Source organism: Paenibacillus sp. JNUCC32 (assembly GCF_014863545.1).
GTDB lineage: Bacteria > Bacillota > Bacilli > Paenibacillales > Paenibacillaceae > Paenibacillus_AQ > Paenibacillus_AQ lautus_A.
Genome location: NZ_CP062260.1, coordinates 4,796,864 through 4,820,548, shown reverse-complemented (window position 1 = coordinate 4,820,548; position 23,685 = coordinate 4,796,864). Strand labels below are relative to the sequence as shown.

At 52.8% G+C, this 23,685-nt stretch carries 20 protein-coding genes; 15 read left to right on the top strand and 5 right to left on the bottom strand.

The genetic code is table 11. From position 1 onward, the window contains the following. Nucleotides 1-89 precede the first annotated feature (89 nt). The 3 genes from JNUCC32_RS21390 to JNUCC32_RS21380 all read right to left on the bottom strand — a co-directional run bounded on the left by JNUCC32_RS21390 (nt 90) and on the right by JNUCC32_RS21380 (nt 2,699). The gene (locus tag JNUCC32_RS21390) at nt 90-605 is read right to left on the bottom strand and encodes a DinB family protein (RefSeq protein ID WP_192569773.1); all 516 of its coding nucleotides are present in this window, start codon (nt 603-605) and stop codon (nt 90-92) included. Nucleotides 606-685: 80 nt separating this feature from the next. Then, nucleotides 686-1,291 (bottom strand): class I SAM-dependent methyltransferase, encoded by a 606-nt coding sequence (locus JNUCC32_RS21385; protein ID WP_192569772.1) that lies wholly within the window; start codon nt 1,289-1,291, stop codon nt 686-688. After that, complete coding sequence (locus JNUCC32_RS21380) at nt 1,284-2,699, bottom strand: NAD-dependent malic enzyme (protein WP_090912644.1); 1,416 nt, start codon at nt 2,697-2,699, stop codon at nt 1,284-1,286. The genes JNUCC32_RS21385 and JNUCC32_RS21380 overlap by 8 nt, the downstream gene beginning before the upstream one ends. Before the next feature lie 205 nt (nt 2,700-2,904). Between JNUCC32_RS21380 and JNUCC32_RS21375 the strand changes: the two genes are divergently transcribed. Continuing rightward, the gene (locus JNUCC32_RS21375; RefSeq protein WP_096777059.1) at nt 2,905-3,204 is read left to right on the top strand and encodes a hypothetical protein; all 300 of its coding nucleotides are present in this window, start codon (nt 2,905-2,907) and stop codon (nt 3,202-3,204) included. Between the two features lie 380 nt (nt 3,205-3,584). Then, complete coding sequence (locus JNUCC32_RS21370) at nt 3,585-4,619, top strand: lytic polysaccharide monooxygenase (protein ID WP_096777058.1); 1,035 nt, start codon at nt 3,585-3,587, stop codon at nt 4,617-4,619. A 1,119-nt stretch (nt 4,620-5,738) separates the two neighbouring features. Here JNUCC32_RS21370 and JNUCC32_RS21365 read toward each other — a convergent pair. Then, nucleotides 5,739-6,500 carry a DeoR/GlpR family DNA-binding transcription regulator gene (locus tag JNUCC32_RS21365; protein ID WP_012818956.1) on the bottom strand — a complete coding sequence of 254 codons (762 nt, stop codon included), beginning with the start codon at nt 6,498-6,500 and terminating at the stop codon, nt 5,739-5,741. 362 nt (nt 6,501-6,862) lie between these two features. On the opposite strand from JNUCC32_RS21365, the gene JNUCC32_RS21360 reads away from it, so the two are divergent. The 11 genes from JNUCC32_RS21360 to JNUCC32_RS21310 all read left to right on the top strand — a co-directional run bounded on the left by JNUCC32_RS21360 (nt 6,863) and on the right by JNUCC32_RS21310 (nt 19,738). Next, nucleotides 6,863-7,918 (top strand): ABC transporter ATP-binding protein, encoded by a 1,056-nt coding sequence (locus JNUCC32_RS21360; RefSeq protein ID WP_096777056.1) that lies wholly within the window; start codon nt 6,863-6,865, stop codon nt 7,916-7,918. Continuing rightward, the gene (locus tag JNUCC32_RS21355; protein ID WP_096777055.1) at nt 7,911-8,789 is read left to right on the top strand and encodes a carbohydrate ABC transporter permease; all 879 of its coding nucleotides are present in this window, start codon (nt 7,911-7,913) and stop codon (nt 8,787-8,789) included. Before JNUCC32_RS21360 ends, JNUCC32_RS21355 begins: the two co-directional genes overlap by 8 nt. Before the next feature lie 38 nt (nt 8,790-8,827). Then, nucleotides 8,828-9,661, top strand: coding sequence for a carbohydrate ABC transporter permease (locus JNUCC32_RS21350; protein ID WP_096777054.1), 834 nt, complete (start codon nt 8,828-8,830; stop codon nt 9,659-9,661). A 61-nt stretch (nt 9,662-9,722) separates the two neighbouring features. Continuing rightward, nucleotides 9,723-11,036 carry an ABC transporter substrate-binding protein gene (locus JNUCC32_RS21345; protein WP_096777053.1) on the top strand — a complete coding sequence of 438 codons (1,314 nt, stop codon included), beginning with the start codon at nt 9,723-9,725 and terminating at the stop codon, nt 11,034-11,036. A 26-nt stretch (nt 11,037-11,062) separates the two neighbouring features. Further along, nucleotides 11,063-11,830: a glycerophosphodiester phosphodiesterase family protein gene (locus JNUCC32_RS21340; RefSeq protein ID WP_192569771.1), complete on the top strand. Its 768-nt coding sequence runs from the start codon at nt 11,063-11,065 to the stop codon at nt 11,828-11,830. Then, on the top strand, nt 11,827-13,047 hold the full coding sequence (locus JNUCC32_RS21335; RefSeq protein ID WP_192569770.1) for a sn-glycerol-1-phosphate dehydrogenase: 1,221 nt from the start codon (nt 11,827-11,829) through the stop codon (nt 13,045-13,047). Before JNUCC32_RS21340 ends, JNUCC32_RS21335 begins: the two co-directional genes overlap by 4 nt. Before the next feature lie 485 nt (nt 13,048-13,532). Continuing rightward, complete coding sequence (locus JNUCC32_RS21330; protein ID WP_096777050.1) at nt 13,533-15,500, top strand: methyl-accepting chemotaxis protein; 1,968 nt, start codon at nt 13,533-13,535, stop codon at nt 15,498-15,500. A 208-nt stretch (nt 15,501-15,708) separates the two neighbouring features. Further along, nucleotides 15,709-16,569 (top strand): transporter substrate-binding domain-containing protein, encoded by an 861-nt coding sequence (locus tag JNUCC32_RS21325; RefSeq protein ID WP_090912662.1) that lies wholly within the window; start codon nt 15,709-15,711, stop codon nt 16,567-16,569. A gap of 204 nt (nt 16,570-16,773) precedes the next feature. After that, a complete protein-coding gene (locus JNUCC32_RS21320) occupies nt 16,774-17,994 on the top strand; it encodes an ABC transporter substrate-binding protein (protein ID WP_096777049.1) in 1,221 nt (406 codons plus the stop codon). Between the two features lie 59 nt (nt 17,995-18,053). Continuing rightward, on the top strand, nt 18,054-18,920 hold the full coding sequence (locus tag JNUCC32_RS21315; protein ID WP_009590746.1) for a carbohydrate ABC transporter permease: 867 nt from the start codon (nt 18,054-18,056) through the stop codon (nt 18,918-18,920). Then, nucleotides 18,920-19,738, top strand: a complete 819-nt coding sequence (locus tag JNUCC32_RS21310) for a carbohydrate ABC transporter permease (protein WP_192569769.1) — start codon at nt 18,920-18,922, stop codon at nt 19,736-19,738. Before JNUCC32_RS21315 ends, JNUCC32_RS21310 begins: the two co-directional genes overlap by 1 nt. A 210-nt stretch (nt 19,739-19,948) precedes the next feature. Here JNUCC32_RS21310 and JNUCC32_RS21305 read toward each other — a convergent pair whose 3' ends face one another. Then, nucleotides 19,949-21,412, bottom strand: a complete 1,464-nt coding sequence (locus JNUCC32_RS21305; RefSeq protein WP_192569768.1) for a carboxylesterase/lipase family protein — start codon at nt 21,410-21,412, stop codon at nt 19,949-19,951. Nucleotides 21,413-21,615: 203 nt separating this feature from the next. Between JNUCC32_RS21305 and JNUCC32_RS21300 the strand changes: the two genes are divergently transcribed. After that, a complete protein-coding gene (locus JNUCC32_RS21300; protein WP_192569767.1) occupies nt 21,616-22,614 on the top strand; it encodes a Gfo/Idh/MocA family protein in 999 nt (332 codons plus the stop codon). After that, nucleotides 22,611-23,606, top strand: coding sequence for a Gfo/Idh/MocA family protein (locus tag JNUCC32_RS21295; RefSeq protein WP_192569766.1), 996 nt, complete (start codon nt 22,611-22,613; stop codon nt 23,604-23,606). Before JNUCC32_RS21300 ends, JNUCC32_RS21295 begins: the two co-directional genes overlap by 4 nt. Nucleotides 23,607-23,685: the final 79 nt, after the last annotated feature.

Genomic DNA, 23,685 nt, shown 5'->3' with positions numbered 1-23,685 from the left:
GGGTTCCCGTCAGATCTAAGATCTTTTGGGGCCCCCTTTTGTTTAAGAATAAGTAATACTAGACCATGCCGCTAAGCAGCTTATCTATATTACGTTAAATATTTATCCCGCAAAATATTCATATGATGAAGCTCATGCCCTGCAATGACATAGGCGGCCGCCCGGGCGGAGAGCGGGTAGTTGTTGAACGTGCCCTGACGCAGCAGCGCTTCCTCCTTCAAGCTTCCAACCAGCGTAATGGTGGACTGCCTGACGGCAGCGTAATCTTTAAGGGCTTCCCGCAGAGGAAGCTGGCCGAAGGGAGAATTCTGGACAAAAATCTCCCGGTCGTACCCTGAAAATTCACGGGCATCCCCGCGCGAAATGTAGAGAATGCGATAGCTCCATAAACGCTCTACATCGGCGATATGGCCGATCACCTGCTTGAGACTCCATTTTCCTTCCGCATAGCGGAAATTAGCTTGTTCTTCCGTCAGATCGCTCAGCGATCTTAACGTCTCGTCATGCTGCCGCTGCAAGATCTCGGCAATATGGCCTTCAGGGACAAGCGATACGTATTTTTCGCCGAGGGGCAAATATTCGTTAGCATTAGGCCTTGTGTTCATAACAAGTTCCTCCATATCCATGATTAAGAGCTCATATTAAAATTATGCCGCCAGGTCCAAATGAATGTATGTATGAACGGTCAGGTTGCTTGGGCCCAGATCAGATGGATGATGCCGTTCCAATAGCGTTCCGTCTTGACGATGTTCAGATCCGAGGCATTCACGATATCGATCATGTCCCGGTTATAATGACACCCGGATATCCGCCGTGCCGCGGGGTTGACGAAATGCTGCACGGCGCCGAGCAGCCGGTTCGTGCTCATGCCGTGCTCCAGCAAATAAATGCGGCCGCCGGGTTTGGCCCAGCGGTTGATGTTGTTCAATGCCTTTACCGGATCTTCATAGCCGCATAGCGACAGGGTGGAAACCACGCAGTCGTAGGTACGTTCCGGCAGCTCCAGGGTCTCGATGTCCCGTTCCAGGAAAGTGGCCCGAATGCCAAGCTCGGATGCCATTTGGCGCGCCCGGGTTAACATCTCGGGACTGAAATCGACTGCCGTTACGTCCACCTTATCAGGATGATAGAAGGGGAAGTTGGCGCCGGCGCCGACAGCTACCTCGAGCACTTTGCCCTCCACTCCATGAAGCAGCCGCTGTCTCCATTCTCCGAGTCTGCGCTGTCTGGTGTTCCTTTCATATATAGGAGCTTGTTTATTGAACTTTCGGATGAGGGAATTCTTATTCACGCGGAATTCTCCGGGCAACCCCTGTCTTGACCGCTGCTTTCACGACAAGCTCACGAATGGCCTTTACGACGTTCTGGTTGAACACGCTCGGAATGATATACGACGGGTTGCGTTCCTCGTCCGATACGGCGGATGCAATGGCTTCGGCTGCGGCCAGTTTCATTTCCTCATTAATCGTAGTTGCTCTACAGTCCAGGGCTGCACGGAAAATACCAGGGAAGCAGAGGACGTTATTGATCTGGTTCGGATAATCCGAACGTCCGGTCGCAATAACGCCCACAATATCTTCGACCTCTTCGGGTCTGATCTCCGGCGTAGGGTTGGCCATTGCGAATACGATCGGTTGATCAGCCATGGCTTGTACGTCTTCGCGGCGAAGCAGGCCGCCTGCGGAAAGACCGATGAACACGTCGGCACCTTGGATCACTTGGCGCAGGGAACCTTCGACTTTGTTCGGGTTCGTATGCTCTGCGTACCATTGCCACATACTATTGCTGTATTCTTTTCCAGCAACCAGCGCACCTTCGCGGTCGACGCCAATGATGTCCTTAACGCCGGCCGACAGGAGGATTTTACTGCATGCCACCCCGGCAGCCCCGATTCCGCACACAACGACCCGAACGTTATCGATGGATTTTCCGACGATCTTAAGGGCATTGATCAGCGCCGCGTACAGAACGACCGCCGTACCGTGCTGATCATCGTGGAATACAGGGATGTCCAGCTCGTCGCGCAGTCTCTGTTCAATCTCGAAGCAGCGCGGAGAGGAAATGTCCTCCAGGTTAATGCCGCCAAATGCCGGCGCCATCGCTTTGATGCAGGCTATAATCTCTTCCGTGTCCTGGGTGTCAAGGCAAATCGGGAAGGAGTCTACGCCGGCCAGCTGTTTGAAGAGCATCGACTTCCCTTCCATGACCGGCATGGCCGCATATGGGCCGATATTGCCCAAACCGAGCACGGCGCTTCCGTCCGAAATAACGGCCACCGTATTTCTTTTAATCGTGAGCGTGTAGGCTTTTTTCGGATCCTCCTGAATGGCCGAGCATACGCGGGCGACATCAGGCGTATAGACGCGAGATAGGTCATCGCGGTTTTGGATGGGGATTTTGGGCTGGGTTTCGATCTTGCCGCCGAGATGCAGCAGGAAGGTGCGATCCGAAACATTGACGAGCCGAACGCCTTTTAAATGTTTTACTGTATTTGTAATTTTTTCGATATCGACGCTGTCGGTGACCGTAATGGTAATATCGCGTACGGTAATGTGGCCGCTGGCTTGAATGACGTCGATGGCAACCATGTCTCCCCCGGCTTCAAATATGGCGGATGCAACTTCACCGAATTTGATCTCTTGAGTATTCATTTCTAGTCTGAGGATAATGCTCTTTCCTCCGAGTCCGTTGTTTTCCATTGTTACCTCCAAATGTTTGATCGATTTCGTCATTCTCAGTGTATGTAGTTATGCAAAATGTTAACGTTATCATAGTTCGCTGAGCAGTGGTCAATTTCCTGTTTCACCGTAAAGAAACCGTGATATATATAAGAAGAATTTATTGGAAAAGGGGATTCCAAGGAAGTATAATCGAAAGCATCTTATTGCGAAGGAGAGAGCTGCCATGAATGCCAGAATCGAGGAGCTTGAAAAACGTTTGACCACCCAGCATCATAAGGATCTGTTCCTTCAAATGAAACATACGCTGCAGGCCGTCGACGATTTGGCCGAACAGCACCGGGTTTACCAGGCCGTTCAGGCACTTAGTGGCACACGCATCGTTGGAGCGGAGGAGAACGTGTATTTTGACACGTTGAATCAGGTCAAGGAACAGATTATTCATACCCTGGAGCTAACGATCGAGGATTTGGAGCATAAAGGGGATAAACATTACCAGAAGCATTTTAGGGACGGCGTGGAATAGAGCTGCTGCGCGGTCTGAACGGATCGAACAGCATGGATGAAAGCATGATTCCCCCAGGGGAGGCATGCTTTTTTTTTGCGATTTTTTTCTGCAAGTTCCGTGTGTTTTCATAACATTTCAGGTTACATATTTATCCAATTTCATTGAAATGTGTAACAAATCGTTGATTAGTGTTATGGGATACGACTTCCAGATGCTTTAAAATAATGATAGTACTGGTAAAGCTTGGACGATGATTGTGGAAGATTTCCAAGTTCAGTCAAGTTATCTGTAAGTTAAGAGGGCAACTACTGTATCAAAGAAGGGGAGGTGGCCTGAGCAGCCGGAGGTTGTGTAAACGCTTTATTTATTATCTTTTATATTAAAGGAGGATTAATTGTATGACTTTAAGTTTGCCGAACAAAGCTTGGCTCAAGAATTTGATCATTGCTGGTTCCACGATGTTGTTGATGACCTTGTTCATGGTTTTATTTGCGGATAAAGCTTCTGCCCACGGATATGTCGATTCTCCAGGAAGCCGCGCCATTCTGTGTAAGCAGGGGCAAAACACCGATTGCGGTGCCATCGTGTATGAGCCGCAAAGCTTGGAAGCTCCTAAAGGCTGGCCGAACGCAGGTCCCGCCGATGGCAAAATCGCGAGTGCAGGCGGCGCGTTCCCTAAACTCGATGAGCAGTCCGCAACTCGCTGGAGCAAAGTAAGCATTTCCCCGGGAACCACGACGTTCCAATGGCATTTGACGGCCAACCATGCGACGGCAAGCTGGAAATACTACATTACGAAAGACGGCTGGGATCAAAATGCTCCGCTGAGCAGAGCTTCGTTCGATCTGACGCCTTTCTGCTCCATTAACTACGGCGGCGTAAAACCTCCGACAAACTATGCATCCACATGTAACGTTCCTGCCAAGTCCGGTTACCATGTCATTCTGGCGGTATGGGAAGTAGCTGACACGGCTAACGCTTTCTATAACGTCATCGATGTAGACTTCGGCGGTGGCGGAACTCCGAACCCAGGCGTTCCTGCACCGACAGGACTTACTTCCCCATCCCAAACAAGCAGCAGCGTATCCTTGGCATGGACAGCTTCCACCGGGGCTTCCAGTTATGAAATCTACCGTAACGGATCCCTTGTGGGTACATCGACTTCAACCTCTTATACCAACACGGGGCTAACCGCAGGAACGTCCTATACGTACACTGTGGTAGCCGTCAGCAGCTCAGGCAGTAAATCATCCGCATCGGCTCCGCTTACGGTTTCAACATCCGGAAGTTCCACGACCTATCCGGCATGGAGCGCAACAGCCGTTTATTTAGGCGGCAGCAAAGTCAGCCACAATGGCGTGAACTATGAAGCAAAATGGTGGACTCAAGGCGAAACACCTGGATCTGCCGAAGTTTGGAAGGTTATCCCTTAAATCGATCGTTTGACCGGATCCGGCGTCTAATGACTGCCGGATTTTTCTTAGGCTTTAGCCAGTTGCGTGCGTGAACCGCGCGAAACAAAGAACCACCCGCTATGCGGATGGAGGGAATGAGAGAGTGGGCGGTGGTATATTTCCTTTTTTTCACCTCCACTAATAAGTACAGAGGAGATAGCTTCTAATAAGCGTAGAGAAGATAGCTTCCGTCGGCTGCGCATTGACCCTGATAGCTTGGATTTACCTAAAGAAATATTGTGGGTTCACTGACTGTCGATGTTCTTCCTTCTGTATGATTTCATGGCTTTTGCCAACTTAAACGGACCCTAGTTCCGTTATTCAAGATCATAACCCGATTTTTCACAATGTACCGGACTCCAGATCCGCTATTATGAGAAATAAGGGGGCAAATACCGATTAAAACAGCAAATAAGGTCCGCTGGGTCCGCTAAAGTTACTAAAAGGGTTGTTTTCGATGAAATAAGGTATTCTGAGTCCGTTAGGAAGTCCTTATACCAAAGAACAAGTACATCGTGCGCACTGCTCCCTGTGCACCCTGTGCACCCTGCGTGCACGGTGTGTGGTCCGGGGCATGCTTGGATTGGCTGTCGACCGTTGAGTTTTGGACATATTGAATGACATGGCGATTGTGTCTATAGACGTTCAGTGAATTTCTGCTGTTTGCTCTTTTGGTCTAAGCCGGTGATCGCGAAAAAAAGCGAGTATGGATGGTAAACATAGCAGTGGAATATAAATAAGCAAGCCGCTGGCGAGCAGCAGCTTGAAAAAGGCACCCCCGGGGTGCCTTTTGTGCTTTCTACAAGAAGTATGTTCAGGCATGCCAAGGTATGCAAAGGTACGAAGGTATGCAAAAATATGCCGGTACGCCAAGGTACGCAAAGGTGCAAAGGTATGCAAAGGCATGCCAAGGTCCGCCAAGTTCCGCAAAGATACGAAGGTATGCAAAGGCATGTCAAGGTCCGCCAAGGTCCGCCAAGGTCCGCCAAGGTCCGCCAAGGTCCGCCAAGGTCCGCCAAGGTCCGCCAAGGTCCGCAAAGATACGAAGGTATGCAAAGGCATGCCAAGGTACGCAAAGGCATGCAAAGTTTGCTAGCCTCAAACCCTGTAAACGGTGATACCCCGATCCTGAAAAGGCTTGACATCCGAGTCGGAAGCCTCGCTGCCGGTAACGAGTGTATGAATGGCGCTGTTGGGAGCGACCGTATGCAGGGACAGCTTGCCGATCTTGCTGTGGTCGGTGACTACGACAATTTCGCCGGCGGCCTGAATCATGTTCTGCTTGGCCGGGACGAGCAGCGCCTCCGGGTGCATGAGGCCATGCTGGGGATGCAGGGCAGGGGTGCCGATGAACGCTTTCTCAACATGCAGGGATTTCAGCACATGGTCGGTAAACATGCCGTTTAGCATATAGCTCGAGGGGTACAGCTCCCCGCCGGTCAGGATGACTTTGATGCCCGGAGCATCGCGAAGTTCGACGGCAACGTTCATATCGTTGGTTATGACGGTAATGTCCGAGCGGTGCACAAGATGCGTAGCAATATGAAGGGTGGTTGTCCCCGAATCGATGATGATATTTTCCCCGTCTTCCACAAGTGAAGCCGCGAGCTGGCCGATGCGTATTTTTTCGTCCCGATGAAAGTTGGTCCGTTCATTAAAGGATGGCTCGTTATGCGTCCATTGCTCCATGATGACTCCGCCATGCGTGCGCTTCAAAGCGCCTTCCTGTTCAATCTCCGCCAGATCGCGGCGAATGGTGGCCGTATGGACGCCGAATTCGGATGCCAGGGCGGCAACCGTTGCCGTACGGTATTGCCTTACGTAATCAATGATCCTTTTCTTTCGTTCGTGTGCCAGCAATCGATAATTTCTCCCTTCCTAATTGGACAATGAGCAGCAGAGTGCGTTTGTACATACAATGCGCACTTTTGCTTTTTTATGCTTAATGGGCTCCATATCTATCTAGTGTACTCCCGTTATGTTAATGCCATGTTAAATCCCTTGCTGCGAAGCGAATTTACACAATCCGTACGAAGGCCTAACACTCTCCTAATATTGCAGATCTACAATCGAATTAAATAAAAATGAACAAAAGTGATCATTACATGTGCATTTGATGCGTACTTATTATCAGGTGCATGTAAGGGATTTCATGTTATGGAATCGTTCATTTTTTCGCTTGTCATGACAGCATCATTACACATTGGTGAGGGGGATCGCTCTTGGCATCCATTGAATTTGTGAAAGTGAGCAAGTCGTTTGATCGTCAAACCGTCATACAGGACTTGGATCTTACCATCGAGGACGGAAAATTCACCGTCCTGGTCGGCCCTTCAGGGTGCGGGAAAACAACGCTCCTAAGGATGATCGCGGGCATAGACCCTCAAACCTCCGGTTCCGTTCTGATCGACGGCAAGGATGTCACGCGCATTGCACCGGGGAAGCGCGGCGTGGCCATGGTGTTTCAGAACTACGCCATTTACCCGACGATGTCGGTCCGCGAGAATATCGAATTCGGCCTCGTGAACAATAAGGTTCCCAAAGCCGAGCGTAAGCGACTGGTGGAAACCATAGGGGCAACCGTGGGACTGAACGATTATTTAGACCGCAAGCCCTCCACCTTGTCCGGCGGACAACGGCAGCGGGTGGCTTTAGCCCGGGCCATGGTTAAGGATCCGTCCGTCTTCCTGATGGATGAACCGTTGTCCAATCTGGACGCCAAGCTGAGGGTTCAGATGCGGATCGAGCTGATCGAGCTGCACAAGAAGCTCGGGACGACCTTTGTTTACGTGACCCATGACCAAATTGAGGCCATGTCGATGGCGGATACCATCGTGCTGATGAACAAAGGGGTCATTCAGCAGGAGGCGCCGCCCGAAGTGGTGTACCGCAAGCCCAGCAATCTGTTTGCGGCCCAGTTCATCGGGGTTCCTCCCATGAACATTGCGCCGCTGGGGGACGATCGCGCGACGTTCGGGTTCCGTCCGGAAAGCGTTGTGATCGGCACGGAACCGGAATCGTTTCACTACACGGCCAAGGGCGAGATCATCACGCGAGAAATGCTGGGCTCCGAGACGATTTATCAGGTGAAGACGACCGATGGTCATGCATTCATGGTGAAATGTCCGGATGACAGATACCATGTCGATCAGCAGGTCTGTCTCGGCGTGCCGGCCGACCAATTGTTTTTCTTCGGTTCGGATGAGAACCGGGTGGACGAGAAGGACAACCGCCACAGGGAGTTCATGGAGCGGCTGAGAGGGCTGGCCCATGGATAAGAGGAGGATCTGGGAAGGGATCAGGCCCTATGTGCTGATCGCGCCAGCCATGGCGGGTATCCTGCTGTTCGTGATGTATCCGGTAGGTTATTTGATTTACTTAAGCTTGTTCAAATACAACCTGATGAACAAAGACAAGAGCAAATTTGTCGGATTGGACAATTTCACGCAGATTCTGGGGCGCGGGGATTTCTACAAAGCACTCTGGAACACCTCCGTCTATACGGCCGGGGTCGTCATTTTGACCATGCTGCTGTCCCTGCTGATCGCCGTATGGCTGAACAAGAAAGGCCGTTTCAATTCGATCGTCCAGGCCGGGATTTTCACGCCGCACGTCGTATCCATCGTATCGATCTCGCTGGTCTGGCTGTGGCTGATGGAGCCGAATCAAGGACTGCTCAATTATCTGCTCAAGCTGGTTGGACTCCCGCCGTCGGCATGGCTTCAAAGCTCCAAGACCGCGTTGATATCGGTCATTATCGTGTCGGTCTGGCAGGCCATCGGCTATTATACCCTGATTATCGTGGCAGCCTTGCAGAGCATATCGCCGAGCATTTATGAAGCGGCCGCGCTGGATAATGCGAGCAAGTTCAAGGTGTTTTACAAAATCACACTGCCGATGATCTCGCCGCAGCTGTTTTTTATTCTCATCATCATGACGATCGGCTCCTTCAAGGTATTCGATACCGTTCAGGTGATGACAGGCGGAGGACCAAACAATGCAACGACGACGCTTGTGTATTACATATACGGATTCCGAACGACCAATATCGGTTATTCGGCGGCGACAGGCGTTGTGCTCATGGCCATTATCGGATTGCTCACGTTCATCTATTTCCGGCTGTTATCCAAGAAGGTCCACTATCAATAAGGCTATAAGGCTTTGGCCACGAAGAAAGGAGGCACGGTTTGAAGACCTTTGACTTAAAAATCGTATGGACGGCGCTGGGCTATTTGCTGAAGGCTGCAGTGCTCATGATTTTCATCTTTCCGTTCCTGTGGATGATCTCCACATCGCTCCAGACATTCCGGGAGACGATGACGTTTCCGCCGACGTGGGTTCCGGCTTCGCCGCAGTGGGGGAATTTCGCGGAAGCGATGAATGCGGGGCCTTTCCTGACCTATTTCAGGAACTCGGTTGTCGTCACCGGTTCCATCATCGTACTGCAGTTCCTGATCATGATTCCGGCCGCGTATGCTTTTGCCAAGTATAAATTCCCGGGAAAAACGCTGCTGTTCGGCATGATCCTGCTGGCCTTCATGATCCCGGGACAGGTTACGTTCATTCCGGTTTATCTGATGATGGCGGATTGGGGATTGGTCAAAACCCTGCTCCCGCAGATCATTCCGTTCGTTTCGAATGCCTTCGGCATCTTCCTGCTGCGGCAATACTTCATGCAGATTCCGGAGGAAATCATCGAAGCGGCCCGTCTGGATAACGCCAGCGAGTTCAAAATCATCCGGAAGATCATGATCCCCATGTCGAAGCCGGCACTCGCCACCATTGCGCTGTTCAGCTTCGTCAGTCATTGGAACGACTATTTCTGGCCGCTTGTCATGACCGATTCGGCAGCCGTCCGGCCGCTGACCTTGGGGATCGCCATGCTGCGGGAGACCGAGGGCATCAGCAACTGGCATATCATCATGGCCGGCAACGTGATTCTGGTGGTGCCCATCCTGCTCGTATATTTGTTCTGTTCGAAGCACATCGTGAAGGCTTTTGTTTATTCAGGCATTAAATAATTACAGGAAATGACAGGTTTCAGCCATTCATAATCGAATAATTAATGGAGGAATGAATCACATGAAATCCAAATGGTATACACGCCTATCCGTCATCCTGCTGTTCAGTTTGCTTGCCGCATGCGGTGGAGGAGGTTCGGCCGAGCCCGGCGAAGCACCGGGAAGCGGGGGAACCGAAGCCCCGTCCGGAGACAAGGGGAAAACCACGGTGCAGTTCTGGCACTCGCTGGGAGGCAAGAACGGGGAATACATGGATGCGCTCATTCAGCGCTTTAATGCATCCCATGAGGATATCGAAGTCGTAGGCACCTTCCAGGGCAGCTACGACGAAACGGTAACCAAGCTGCAGCAGGCGATTGCATCCGGCACCGGCCCGGATGTCAGCATGCTCGAGCGAGCCTACATCCAGATGTTCGCCGATTCGGAGGTCCTTGAGGATCTGACGCCTTTTCTTGAAGGCTCCGGCATCAGCCCAGACGACTTCACTGCCGGTTTAATGGGACACTCCACCTTCAATGATCAATTGGTGTCGCTGCCGCTGAACCGTTCCACCCCGATCCTGCACGTGAACAAAACCTTGCTGGATGAGCTCGGGCTTCAAATCCCGACGACATGGGAGGAAATGAAGGAGGTCGCGAACGCGCTGGTCGTCAAGGAAGGCAGCGAGTATAAGCGATACGGCGTCACGATGCCCTACGACACATGGTATCCGATTGCCATGATTTCGCAAGCCGGCGGCACGTTCTTCAATGACGACAATACGTCGATCGGCTTTTCGGATAACGGTGCCGGAGCCAAAATGTTCACTTACCTGAAAGACCTGCAAAGCACGGGCGCTTTGTATTATCCGCCCGCTCAGGATTCCGGCAACATCGTAAACAGCATGTTTGTGGAAGGCAAAGTCGGGATGATGTACCAATCCACGGGATCGATCGGCGGATTGTCCAGCGCGGTGGATTTCGATTACGTGACGGCATTCCTGCCTAAGGACGAAGTATATGCGAATCCGACCGGAGGCGCGAACGTCACGATGCTGTCTTCTTCCAAGAACAAGGAAGCGGCATGGGAGTTCATTCGGTGGATGGAGATGGAAGAGGAAGGCGCGCTTGAATTTATTTTGCAATCCGGTTACCTGCCTTTCACGAAGAAGATGGTGGAGTCGGAGAAGATCCAAGAACTGTGGGCCAAAGAACCGAACCGCAAAGTCGCCTATGATCAGCTGGAATTCGCTACGGATACCAATAAGGATGTGGCATGGCCTGAGATTATGCATGAGTTCTTCTCGGCCATGGAAGCGATCATGTATGACAGCAAGGATATCCCGGCGACGCTGGATACCTTCAAGAAAGAGACGGAACGGATTTTGGCCCAATAACAACAGGTAAAGGAGTGGCAGGACATATGATCGAACGACTACGGGAGCCATCCTCTATGATGGTGGCTGCACATCGCGGGTATAAATCGGCTTATCCGGAAAATACGCTGCTGGCCTTTCGCAAGGCATTGGAGTTAGGCGTTGACATGCTGGAGTTTGATCTTCGGCTGACGAAGGATAAGGAGGTGGTGGTTATCCATGATGCAACGGTTCAGCGTACGACCAATGGCGCCGGCGAGGTAAGGGATTACACGCTTGTGGAGCTGAAGGCTTTGGATGCGGGCGGCTGGTTTGCCCGGGAATTCGAAGGCTTGAAGATCCCGACGCTTGCGGAGCTTTGCGAACTGCTTCGGGAATACCCCGAGGTTCTGTGCAACGTGGAGATTAAGCCCAGTCCCGATGCCCAAGAGGCCGCCGACCTGGCGATTGACATGCTGAACCGGTACGGGTACCTGCCGCGCTGCGTATTCACCTGCTTCGATGCTCAGGTTCTGACCTATATCCATGAAACGCATGGCCAGAAGACTCAGGGGTTTCCGGGCGAGAAAATGTCCGGCTTTGACTTCGGGGAGGAGGGCACCTACGCCAAAATGTGGGGGATCGGCGTGGAGATGTCACTGCTTACGCCGGAACTCGTTGCCCGGTTCCAGGCACAGGGGCTGCTGGTCTGGAGCTATTGCCCGGACGATGAGCAGGGCGTCCGGTATTCGCTGGAGTGCGGGGTTACCGGCATGACCTGCAATGACCCGCTGCCGGCGATGGCGGTAACCGGAAAGAAGGGTACGCGGATATGACCTCCATTTTATCGAATGTCCGGAGTCTAGCGGCGGATTTACCGGCCCATCAGCTTGCGAATCTGGACGAAGTAGAGCTGGTTCAGATCCAGCACGGAGCGTTAGACGAGGTGGCGGGCTACCTTGAGACGAAACGGTGGACCTCGGTGGTCATGGTCGTGGACGATAATACCTATGACCATGCGGGCCGGAGGCTTTCGAATCTCCTCGCGAAATCATCGATTGGGGTCCAGGTCACCCGGCTGCTTCCGGACCGGAAGGGAGATGTCATCGCGGATGAAGTATCCCTGGTCCAGGTCATATTGGATATCCAGCATAGCGGGGCGAAGGCGGTGCTGGCGGTAGGCGGAGGGACGATTCACGATATTAGCCGGTACGCCGCCTATACCGCGGGCGTTCCGTTCATCTCCGTACCTACGGCCGCATCGGTGGATGGATTTAATTCCAAGGGAGCGCCGATCATTATACGGGGCGAGAAGATAACGATTCCGGCCATCGGACCGAGCGCGATATTCGCGGACGTCGATATTCTCATGGCTGCTCCCTCCGAGTTAACCGCGGCCGGATTCGGGGATATGCTGGGCAAGTACACATCGCTGTTCGACTGGAGGTTTGGCAGTTTGGTGGCCGACGAGCCCTATTTGCAAATTTCGGCGGATATGACGAAATCCGCGCTCAGCCAGTGCGTGAACGCGGTGGAACAGATTGCGAAGCGGAGCGAGGAGGGCGTACGCATCTTGATGGGGGCGCTCGTCGAATCCGGACTGGCGATGCTGCTGTTCGGTCAATCCCATCCGGCTTCGGGTTCGGAGCATCACCTGTCCCATTATTGGGAGATGGAGTTTATCCGTCTGGGGAAGAAACAGCTGCTGCACGGTGCCAAAGTAGGAGCCGCTTGCGTGGAAATCTCGAAGCTGTATCATCGTATCGGAGAGCAGGGGATCGAGCTGAACGGAGGCTCCTCCCCGGGTGCGGAAGATATAGAACGGCGAATGGCGCTGCACTGGAACGACATCCGGTCGCATATTACGCATCTCCCGGAGCCGGAAGTGCTGGGCGATCTGATGCGCATGGTAGGCGGACCGGCCGGGGTGTCGGAGCTTCCGATCGGAGATGGGCTGCTGGAACGGAGCCTGGCTGAGGCCCACAAGGTTCGATACAGCCGCTACACGCTGCTCCATGCTTACAACGAACAAAGATCCTTATTTGTCCATTAAGGCAGGTTAAAGGTCGACGAGTGAAATAAGGCTGTCCCTCAAGCAGATCCTTCTGCTTCAATGGGGCAGCCTTTTTGGCTTTTCTGCAGCTGTGCTTTGATTCCGCCCGGCCTTACGAAGACGGCCAGCGCCCCAAAGACTGAGGGGGGTGCCGCCGCTGCCGATCGCCAACAAGGTCTAAAGATATATGTAATTTATTTCATTTGAATAGGCATTTAGAACTATCACCCATCTATTTTTACATAAACGACCTAAAAGTCGAATTATGTAAAAAGTTTCGCCAAACTCTCAAATATTGGACAAATGCTACCGATAACTTATAAAGCGGAGTCTTATCTCCCCATTTTACACCAACATTTTTCGACATTGCCTGTTCGTTTTGTATGTAGAGAGAAAGTCCTTACAGAAAAAAGAGCACTTGCAAAAATTTTGGACGAATGATCGGATAGGACCAAAGCGCTACTTATTGGGGGAGGATTTACAGCATGCTAAAGAGTCTTAAGCAAAAGATGATTACAATGATTTGTTTGCTCTTGCTAGTCAGTCTTGGATCCGTTTTTGCCGTAACTTACAGTCGGTCATCTGACTTGCTGCAGGAGAGCTTGGACAAGGAAGCTCAGCTTAGCGCGGAGAAGCTTGCGCTTCAGATCGACCAATTTCTTGATGTGGAGATTGCCAAGGTGGAAAGCATCGGGAAATTCATTACGGGTAACAAAGAGCAGGATCTGCAGTTGATTCAGGCTGCGCAGGAAGTGAACAAGGAATTTGAGACCTTCTTCTTCTCGTACGATTTGACGGGGAAGAACGTCATTAACTTTCTGGGCGAGGTGACCGACGTGTCCGACCGCGTCCATTATCAGGAAGCCGGGAAGGGCGAAGGCAAGCTGGTCGTGTCGGAGCCGGTGCTTTCCAAACGGACGGGCAATAACATCGTTACGATGATCATTCCGCTGATGAAGGATGGAAAACAGTACGGCTACATGGGCTCCACCCTTCCGATCAACGAAGTTCAGAAAACAGTATCGTCCCAAACGTTCGGAGACACCGGATATGCCTTTCTTCTGAGCAAATCGGGGACGTTCATGTGGTATCCGCAAGAGGAGCTTGTCCTTCAATCCAACGTGAAGGACGTTGACAGCGCCGGATTAACGAAGGCCTACGAAGAGGTTAGCCAGGGCAGACCAGGCGAGTTCGATTATGTATTGGAAGGTACCGAGTATTCGGCGGCTTATGCACCGTCCAACTTGAACTGGGGGGTCTTCGTGACGGCACCGACCCATGAGCTGAATGCTCCAATCAAGGAGATGTCGTTTACGTTAGTCATTATCTCGGTTGCGGCCCTGGTCGTATCCGCCGCTGCAGCAATTTGGTTCACGGCCCAGATCGTCCGGCCGATCCGCAGGCTCAACACGGCTGTGAAGGAAGTCGCAGCAGGCGATTTGACCAAGACCATTCAGGTTAGCGGCAAGGATGAGGTGGCCGTTCTTTCCAGCGATTTCAACCAGACGGTATCGCATCTGAAGCATCTGGTCCTCGGCGTGAACGATTCCTCCCGGCAGGTCATGTCGGTGACGGAAACCGTCTCGAGCGGGGTCGATACGGCCATGGACAGCGTGGACCGAATCGGATCCTCCATTCGCCAAATTGCCAGCGGAGCGCAAGCTCACGCCTCAAGTTCCAACGAAATCGCTACGTCCATGAGCGACATGGCCAGCGGGATCGTCAAAATCGCCGAGACGTCCTCCATGGTGTCCGAAGCCGCGCAGGAAGCTGCCAGCCAAGCGGAGACCGGATCGGTTGTCGTTGAGCAAGCCGTGAAACAGATCGGCAACATCGGCGAGGGTACATCCAAAGTCGGCACGGCGATCGAGCGTTTGAATGAGCGTTCCTCGGAAATCGAGCAAATTTTGAGCTTTATCACGGAAGTCACCTCCCGGATTCGACTGCTGTCCCTGAACGCTTCCATCGAGGCTGCCAGAGCGGGCGAGCATGGACGAGGCTTTGCGGTCGTGGCTGAAGAAGTCAAGAAGCTGGCGGGACAGTCGGAGGTCTCAACCGATCAGATAGCGAAACTGATTACGGAAATTCGCGAGGACACAATCAACGCCGTACAGGTCATGGACGTCAGCCGTAAGGATGTACAGGACGGCATTGCGTTGATTGAAGATGTGCGCGAGAAATTCGATAACATTCTGAATGCGACCCGCAACGTGGCGGATCACATTCTGGAAGTATCGGCGGCATCCGAAGAAATGTCCGCTGGATCGGAACAGGTCAGCGCTTCGGTTGAAGAGCTGAAATCCATTGCGGATCTGACTTCCAATGATGCACAGAACGTGACGGCTGCCATGGAAGATCAGATTGCAACCATCAAGGAGATTTCAAACTCCGTAAAACAACTGGAGACGGTCGCCCAGGAGCTCAGCAAAGAGCTCGGCAAATTCAGTCTCTAACATTCCCTGGATCTTACGGACCGCGCGTAACGGTACTTGAGAGGGGGGATGCCTGGAAGGAAAACGGCTCAAATCGCAAGCGTGCAAGGCAGTAAGTCAGAGGAAGTACCGGCAAGAAGAGGTTTGACGTTTCAAGGCAGATCGATGCCGCTGCCCACTAAGGGGCATCACGAAGTACAACTAGAAGAAAACTGGAGGAAACGAAATCATGGCTAAAAATTGGAAAAAGGTATTACTGGCAGGGGTAGTCAGCTTATCATTGGTAGCAACGGGCTTTGCGGCAAACGAGGTCCTCACATCACCGGAGGTATCGGCTAAATCCGCCTCGACCAATGCACCTGGTCAACTGAAGAAGCAAGCGGCTTCCCAGCTTGACGAAATTATCGAAAGAGGCTACATCCGGGTTGGTATGACAGGGGATTACAAACCGTTTACATATTTGAATCCTGCTACAAAAGAGTATGAAGGTTATGACGTTGACGCCATGGAAGAGCTCGGTAAAGACCTTGGCGTGGAAGTACGCTACGTCAACACGACTTGGTCCAACATGATGAAGGACTTGCAAGCTGATAAGTTCGACATCGCAGTGGGCGGCGTTACCCGCAACACGGCTAGACAAAAAACGGCTTATGTATCCCAAGGGTACATTTCCTTCGGTAAAGCTCCATTGATCCGTGCAGAAGACAAAGACAAATACCTGACGGTTGAAGATATCAATAAACCTTCCGTTCGCATCGGCGTGAATCCGGGCGGAACGAACGAAGTATTCGTGCGCGAGCACTTGACCAAAGCGAATGTGACGGTTGTACCGAACAACCTGGATATCCCGCATTTGGTAGCAGACGGTACGTATGACGTGATGATCACAGATACAATCGAAGCGATTACTTATGCGAAGGCGGATTCCAGACTGTATGCCGCTTTGACGGACAAGCCGTTCACGAACAGCGAAAAAGGCTACATGATCCCTCGCGGCGACTTTGAATATGCAAGCTATCTGGAAATGTGGATCGACGAAATGAAGCTGCAAGGCAAGTTTGCGGACATTCATAAAAAATGGCTGGAGTAGGTTGGATCAGGCTATAAACAGATAGCCAATCCCTGCCAGCAGATCAGGTTGAAGAACCTGATCTGCTGGCTTTTTTGTTGTGTTCAATAAGGGGAAGAGAGCGCCGCCTCGGCGTCCGGGAGGTTTACCAACCAAGCAAATAGGGTAGTAAATTAACATGGACATCGACCATATAACATCAGGATAGGAAACGGGGGGCAGACCATGAAGCTAGCTAAATGGATTGCGGCGTGTTTGATGACCGTATGGATGCTGACCGCTTGCGGCGCTCAAGAGGACTCAGGACGCGTGCAGATTGAGTTTTTTCAGAACAAGCCTGAAGCGAAAGGCTCCTTTGATGCACTCATCGAGAAATTTAACGAATCCCAGTCCGAGATCAAGGTGGTTCAGGTAAATCCGCCGGATGCGGAGACGGTGCTCAAGACAAGAGTCGTCAAGAATGACATTCCCGACATTATCGGCATGGGTGCAACCGATACGTATTCATTGCTGGCCCAAAGCGGCATATTTACGGATTTGACGGATAACCCGCTGCTGAGCCGGGTGGATGAGACTTATGTCCAGATGCTGAAGGACGTAGCGGGCATGGACGAGGTTACGGGCATTCCCTATTCCACTAACGCTAACGGCGTCATGTACAATAAGGAAATTTTCAAGGAGCTGGGGCTCAGCGTTCCCAAGACCTGGGACGAGCTGCTGGCTACGGCGCAGAAGGCCAAGGATGCGGGGAGAATCCCGTTTTATTTCACATATAAAGACGATTGGCAGACGGTGCTGCCGTTTAACGCATTGGCTTCCAACCTGGAAGGCATTGAATTTTACATGGATCGGCGGGAAGGCACCGTAACGTTTGCCGAGAAATACCGGGAGATTGCGGAGAAACAGCTCGCGCTGATGGATTATGGCCATGGGGACAACTTCGGCAAAAACTATGCGGACGGGAACCGGGATTTCGCGAGGGGAGAATCCGCCATGTATATCCAAGGAACCTGGGCCATACCGGAAATCCGGAAGGCGAATCCGGATGCGCCGATCGGCTTCTTTCCGCTGCCGACCGGCGATCGTCCGGAGGAGAATAAACTGATTTCGGGCGTGGATACCTTACTGGCTATTTCCGAGGATTCGAAGCATAAAGAGGAGGCTCAGCGTTTCATTCAATTTTTACTGGAGCCTGAGAATAGCAAGCAATATATAACGGAGCAAACGCTGTTCTCCACCGTGGAGGGCGTGAAGCAGGAGGATCCCGCCGTCGCAGAGCTGCTGCCTTACCTGGAGCGGGGCCAGGTCATCGATTTTGCCGACCACTACATTCCCGCGGCGGTGCAGCTGAACTCGGTGATCCAATCCTTCCTCCAGAACCGGGATATCGACGGGTATCTGAAGAAGCTGGACACCGAATGGGACAAGGTAGCTGACAGGCGTTAACGGGCAGAAGGCGGTATTTTCTTCACACGATATCCAAGAAGTATTGAGGAGGACCCAACATGAACAAGCGGCTTATGCCTTATTACTTGATGACCGTGCCGGCGGTCGTGCTGTTCTTCGTATTTCTGACGCTGCCGGCTTTGCAGGGGGTGTATTACTCCTTCACGAACTGGAACGGATTCGGCGATAACTTCGACTTCATCGGTTTCAAGAATTACGTCAATCTGTTTAAGGATGGCAACGTGGGCAATGCGTACTGGTTCACATTCAAATTCGCGGTCGTGGTCACCATCCTCATCAACATCTTCAGTCTGCTGATTGCCATGGGACTGAACGCCAGAATCAAGGCGAGGAATTTCTTTCGGGGCATCTATTTTCTTCCGAATATTCTGAGCGTGCTGATTGTAGGTTACATATTCAACTATCTGTTCTCGAATGTGTTCACCATTTGGGGACAGAACCTGGGGATCGGGTGGCTGTCGACCAATATCCTGGGCAGTGAACAGCATGCTTGGATCGGCATCGTGGTGGTCGCGGTATGGCAGGGCATTGCCTACAACACGATTCTGTATCTTGCCGGACTCCAGACCATTCCCGGTACGCTTTACGAGGCTTCCAACCTCGATGGAGCGAACCGCTGGCAGGAGTTCTGGAAAATAACGTTTCCTCTGATCGCGCCGTTCTTTACGATCAACATGGTGCTGGCGATGAAGAATTCCCTGATGGTCTTTGATCAGATCGTAGCCCTCACCAACGGCGGCCCGGGACGGGCAACGCAGTCCATCTCCCACCTGATTTATACCGGCGGCTTCGAGGGAGGCGAGTTTGCTTACCAATCGGCTAACTCCGTGATCTACTTCATCCTGATTGCCACGATATCGATTGTGCAGATTCGGTTCCTGCAGAGAAGAGAGGGGGACATGTAATGCGGACGAAAACCAACTGGACGGTGATGATTCTCATCACATTGGGTACGATATTGATCCTGTTTCCGCTGTATATGACGATCACGATTGCGCTCAAAACGCCGGAGGACATGCTGGCATCGGTGTTCGGCCTGCCGAAAGACCTGCATTTCGAGAATTTCACGAACGCCATAAAAATGACGAATTTCTTCCATGCGCTGGGCAACAGCGCCATGGTGACGACGGCAACGGTGGTGCTGACCCTGTTGACGAATTCGCTCGTCGCTTATGCCATTGCCCGCAATATGAACCGGAAGTTCTTCAAAGGCTTGTACTTCTATTTCATCAGCGCGATGTTTATTCCGTTCCCGATCATTATGCTGCCGCTGGTCAAGCTGACGGCCGGGTTCCATATGACGAATCTGGTCGGACTCACCATCCTGCATACCGTCTATGCCTTGGCGTTTAACGTATTTGTGTACGTAGGTTATATCAAATCCATCCCGGTTGCGCTGGAGGAAGCGGCCCGAGTGGACGGCACGTCGACTTGGGGAACATTCTGGAGAATCATATTCCCGATTATGGCACCGATCAATGCGACGGTAGGCATTCTGATCTGCCTCTCGACCTACAATGACTTCCTGCTGCCGCTCATCATCATCAGCGATACGAATTCCTACACGCTGCCGCTGGTGCAGTATATATTCCAAGGGCAGTTCAACACGGACTTCAATCTGGCCTTTGCCTCCTACCTGATGGCGATGCTGCCGATGATCATCATCTATCTGTTCGCGCAAAAGTGGATCATCAACGGCATTACGCAGGGGGCTGTAAAATAAGGCAGCTTTGCATTTCCTAGGAGCACTTAGTCCTCTCAGCCCTTCGCTGCAGCAGGGGGCTGCGGAGCCCGCAATCAGCAGCATGTCCTTGTGCGACCCATCATAACGAAAAGCTGTATTCCGGCATGATGTCATGCCTGGAATACAGCTTTTTTGCTGCCGCCAGGGTTCCAATCGGCGAAGGATCCCCTGGTTTATGGCGTGTCCTTATTATAATTTCAGCATGTTCCGCTTCTCCGCATCCGGGTCCTCGATGATCCTGCTGTCGTTGTTGAATATCATCGTTGAACGCAAAGCCGGATCATAAGCTGGCCACGGCAGCGCCTCCGTATCCGGCGAGCCGTTCCGCGCAAATGCAATCCAGGCATCCTGGATCCGGTCCGACAGGGCTTGCGTGGCCGCATCGACTTGAACGCCGATATTCTCAAACAGCGCCAGCGTGTTGAATACAAACGGGATTTCCAGGGCATGCATCGCTTTGCCGAGCACCGGATGGTCCGGCAAGGTCCAATCGAACCGGTACATCCACACCGGCGCGTGTTTGCACTGTGCGGAAGCGAATTGCAGGGCTGAGCGCCAGAAGTACAGATCGGTCATAATCTGGGCATGTCCGTCGATGCTGTACGGGTATTCCTTGGTGATGGGGGCGGCATTCTCAATGCCGGTCATCATCTCCACGGTGCGGACTAGAACGTCTTCCTTCACAAGCGGCATGTCCGGCCGGAAGAACAAAGCCCCTTCATCGAGATTCGTCCCGATCAGGATCGGCACGTCCTTGGCCCATCCCGATTGGATGGCCTGCAGCGGATCATGCGGCAAAGTGCCCGGATCCAGAACCGGCTGAAAGATCATGTTGACGCCGGGTCCGATCTGCTTCTTCAGCCGTTCCCCGGCTTCGAATATCGACACGCCTGTCAGGGAATCCAGCTGATGGATGTTGTCAGGCGTAATGTCCAGCTCCTTAAGCAAGCCGGCCGTTATCATTCGTGCCTGTTCCGGAACCATGACCTGGGCAGCGCCGCTCTCCATGATCGCCCGGTGGAACAGTCCCTTGGCTGCAGGCATCGCCAGTAACGCCGCAATGCTCATGCTGCCCGCTGATTCCCCGAATACCGTAACCCGCTCCGGATCGCCGCCGAAGGCCGCGATATTGTCCCGCACCCATTCCAGGGCAGCGATCTGGTCCAATAAACCGGTATTGGAGGAATAGGCTTCGCCGTATGGAGAGAGATGGAGAAAGCCGAGGGGGCCCAGCCGGTAATTGAGGGTAACCACGATCACGTCTCCTCGGAGAACGAAGGGCGCGCCGTTATAGCTTGGCAAGCTGCCCGAGCCTGTGACAAAAGCGCCCCCGTGAATCCATACCATGACGGGCAGCGGCTCCGCCGGCATGTTCCGGGGTGCCCACACATTGAGATATAGGCAATCCTCGGATACCGTCTTGATCACGCCGCCGCCAAGCATGCTGGATGTGGATTCAAGCGGCTGAAGGCACATGGGACTGAAAGCGGTGGTTTCTCTAATCCCGTCCCATGAATCGGGGGGCACAGGAGAACGGAACCGCAGCGGGCCTACCGGTGGCTTCGCATAGGGAATTCCCTTCCATACGCGCACTCCGTTTTCCGTAAGGCCTTGAATGCGCCCGTCTTTCGTTTGTACGACAAGTTCTGACATGTTCTCGCTACACCCTTTCTCTCTGCTCTATATATACACTTTACCAAGTTAGCGGCATAAGTTCAAAAAAGCACGAATCCTGAGGAATACAGGCAGGAATGTCATGTTACATGAAGAATGTAACAGGGTGGGCGGTATCGCGGACGGCGGATACGGCATCACCTGATGATCCATGTCATTATAGGCATACTGGAGGGATAAGCATGAACATAGCGATATTGGGCTGCGGCACGATGGGGACGGCCTATGCGCACAATTTGGCGAAAATGCCGGGAGTAACGGTGACGGGCGTGGTCGATATAAACGCCGAACGAGTGGAGCGCGCTGCAGCTTTGACCGGGGCGAAGGCATACACGGATGTAGAGTCGCTGTTTGAACAAAAAGATTTGGAAACGGTTGCGGTGTGTCTGCCCACCTATCTCCACAAACCGTTTGTACTGAAACTGGCCGAAAAAGGGCTGCACGTCATCTGCGAAAAGCCGGCAGCATTAACGCTGGAGGATGCGCAGGAGATGAAGGCGGCCTGCGAGAAGCACGGAGTCCGGTTGTTTATCGGACATGTCGTCCGGTTCTTCCCGAACTATCACGATGCCTATCGGCAGGCCCGCTCGGGGAATATCGGAACGCCGAAGATGGCTCACTTGAAGCGGTACGGTTCCTACCCGCAGGGAATGGATGGATGGTACAACGACCCTGGCAAGAGCGGCGGCGTCATCATGGATCTGATGATTCATGACATCGATTTTGCCTGCTGGCTGTTCGGGGAAGTGGAGTCGGTATATGCTTCGACCGTGAAGCGGACCGAGCCGCAGATGGAGTACGCCCAGCTTACGCTTCATTTTAAAAATAGCGCCATCGCGAGTCTAACCGGATATTGGGGGTATCTCGGTCCATTTACGACGCAGTTCGAGATCTCGGGAGACCAAGGCATCGTACGATTCGACAGCAATCAGGTACAGTCCCTGGACTTGAAATTGGCTAGCGCCGAGGCCGGGGAGGGAGCTGCTGTGCAGGTTCCTTCCAGTCCGAGCCTCCATGACCCTTATTATAACGAGGTGCAGCATTTTATCGAGTGCATCCGAAACGGCAGCGAGCCGCTCGTCAGCATCAAGGATGCTTGCTACGCCGTTGAAATCGCTCAGGCAGCGGAGCAATCGGCACAAACTGGACAGCCCGTGATGATCGGAGGGATGGTTTCATGAAAAAGGTGAAAGTAGGGTTTATCAGCTTTGCCCATATGCATGCGGCAAGCTATCTCTTCGGCATGCTGAAGCGGGATGACGTCGAGGTGATCGGAATCGCGGACGAAGACGCGGAGCGCGTTCGCCCTTACTCCGTGGATCGGGGGATTCCGTATTATGCCGACTATAATGAATTGCTGGCACAAGAACTGGATGCCGTAGTCATCTGTTCGGAGAACGCGCGTCATGCGGAAATTACCAAACGCGCCGCTGCGGCGGGCAAGCATGTGCTGTGCGAGAAGCCGCTGGGCCTATCGGAAGCCGAGATGCTGGAGATGATTCAGGCATGCAAGGATAACGGCGTTCAGCTCATGACCGCTTTTCCTTGCCGATATATTTCGTCCGTACGCCAGGCGAAGGAAGCGATTGACGCAGGGCAGATCGGTGACATTTTGGCTATGAAGGGAACCAACCGGGGAACCATGCCGGGCGGCTGGTTTATTGAACGGGAGAAATCGGGCGGCGGCGCCGTATTGGATCATACCGTCCATGTGATGGACCTGATGCACTGGTTTACCGGCAGCAAGGCCGAGGAAGTGTACGCCCATGCGGAAACGCTGTTCAACGATACCGAGATTGACGACGCCGGCATGGTCCACGTCAAATTCGCGAACGGCGTCGTGGCCGTGCTGGACCCAAGCTGGTCCCGCAACCGCACCTTCCCGACATGGGGGGACGTAACGCTTGAGATCATCGGCACCAAAGGCGTGCTGAACATTGATTCTTTTGCCCAGAAGAACGATGTATACAGCGATGTGACCGGTAAAGCGTCGTGGAGCTTCTGGGGCGATGATATGGACGAAGGCCTCGTCAACAGCTTTGTCGAAAGCATCCGCGACGGCAAGCCGGTCGAAATTACCGGGGAAGACGGCTACCTCTCCGCCCGGGTTGCCATTGCAGCGTACGAGTCTGCAAGCACCAAGCGCACCGTTCAGCTGAAGCCGCAGGGATAGTGCGGTTTTGCCGATAAAGCCGGGGAGCGGGAAATTCCCGTTATGTAATGTGAGCGTGCAGGGATTCGTTCTTGAAGAA

Excerpts from the sequence above, each read along its gene's own strand:
- JNUCC32_RS21375 (WP_096777059.1), top strand. The coding sequence starts at position 2,905 with ATGAATGCCAGAATCGAGGAGCTTGAAAAACGTTTGACCACCCAGCAT.
- JNUCC32_RS21390 (WP_192569773.1), bottom strand. The coding sequence starts at position 605 with ATGAACACAAGGCCTAATGCTAACGAATATTTGCCCCTCGGCGAAAAA.
- JNUCC32_RS21340 (WP_192569771.1), top strand. The coding sequence starts at position 11,063 with ATGATCGAACGACTACGGGAGCCATCCTCTATGATGGTGGCTGCACAT.
- JNUCC32_RS21320 (WP_096777049.1), top strand. The coding sequence starts at position 16,774 with ATGAAGCTAGCTAAATGGATTGCGGCGTGTTTGATGACCGTATGGATG.
- JNUCC32_RS21335 (WP_192569770.1), top strand. The coding sequence starts at position 11,827 with ATGACCTCCATTTTATCGAATGTCCGGAGTCTAGCGGCGGATTTACCG.
- JNUCC32_RS21355 (WP_096777055.1), top strand. The coding sequence starts at position 7,911 with ATGGATAAGAGGAGGATCTGGGAAGGGATCAGGCCCTATGTGCTGATC.
- JNUCC32_RS21295 (WP_192569766.1), top strand. The coding sequence starts at position 22,611 with ATGAAAAAGGTGAAAGTAGGGTTTATCAGCTTTGCCCATATGCATGCG.
- JNUCC32_RS21370 (WP_096777058.1), top strand. The coding sequence starts at position 3,585 with ATGACTTTAAGTTTGCCGAACAAAGCTTGGCTCAAGAATTTGATCATT.
- JNUCC32_RS21315 (WP_009590746.1), top strand. The coding sequence starts at position 18,054 with ATGAACAAGCGGCTTATGCCTTATTACTTGATGACCGTGCCGGCGGTC.
- JNUCC32_RS21310 (WP_192569769.1), top strand. The coding sequence starts at position 18,920 with ATGCGGACGAAAACCAACTGGACGGTGATGATTCTCATCACATTGGGT.
- JNUCC32_RS21345 (WP_096777053.1), top strand. The coding sequence starts at position 9,723 with ATGAAATCCAAATGGTATACACGCCTATCCGTCATCCTGCTGTTCAGT.
- JNUCC32_RS21330 (WP_096777050.1), top strand. The coding sequence starts at position 13,533 with ATGCTAAAGAGTCTTAAGCAAAAGATGATTACAATGATTTGTTTGCTC.
- JNUCC32_RS21325 (WP_090912662.1), top strand. The coding sequence starts at position 15,709 with ATGGCTAAAAATTGGAAAAAGGTATTACTGGCAGGGGTAGTCAGCTTA.
- JNUCC32_RS21380 (WP_090912644.1), bottom strand. The coding sequence starts at position 2,699 with ATGGAAAACAACGGACTCGGAGGAAAGAGCATTATCCTCAGACTAGAA.
- JNUCC32_RS21300 (WP_192569767.1), top strand. The coding sequence starts at position 21,616 with ATGAACATAGCGATATTGGGCTGCGGCACGATGGGGACGGCCTATGCG.
- JNUCC32_RS21305 (WP_192569768.1), bottom strand. The coding sequence starts at position 21,412 with ATGTCAGAACTTGTCGTACAAACGAAAGACGGGCGCATTCAAGGCCTT.